The organism is Christiangramia aestuarii, from assembly GCF_009735585.1.
Classification (GTDB): Bacteria; Bacteroidota; Bacteroidia; order Flavobacteriales; family Flavobacteriaceae; genus Christiangramia; species Christiangramia aestuarii.
Genome location: NZ_VJVW01000149.1, coordinates 1 through 383, shown reverse-complemented (window position 1 = coordinate 383; position 383 = coordinate 1). Strand labels below are relative to the sequence as shown.

Sequence of the window (383 nt, the reverse complement as noted above, 5' to 3'; positions counted from 1 at the left end):
GAGCGGGCCGTCGTGCGGATAGTCCTGCGGTTGCGCGCTCAGGTGCAGGATCAGTTCGAGGACCAGCGGCGACAGGGCCAGGGTGCAGCAGTCGCTCGGCAGGCGTGCCGCCCCCGGCTCGACGAAGAGGAAGCAGACCTTGCCGTTGGCGGTGACCCGGTTGCTATGGGCGATGCCGCCGGGAATCCACACACCGAACCCGGCCGGCACCATCCACAGGCCATCGGGCACCGTGCAGGTGATGCCGCCGCGGCAGGCCACCACCAGCTGGCCCTTGCGATGCCGGTGCACCGGCACTTCGGTGTCGTTGTGCCGGGCCTCCAGCTGCAGGGCCAGGGCCGGCTGGCCGAGCGCGTCGGGATCGAAGCGTTGGGCGAGGTAGG

1 protein-coding gene is annotated in these 383 nt (G+C 71.0%); it reads right to left on the bottom strand.

All coding sequences use genetic code 11. The annotated features are described in order from the left end of the window. The coding region (locus FLP08_RS17310) for an AraC family ligand binding domain-containing protein (RefSeq protein WP_500681187.1) at positions 1 to 383 on the bottom strand (383 nt) is incomplete at both ends.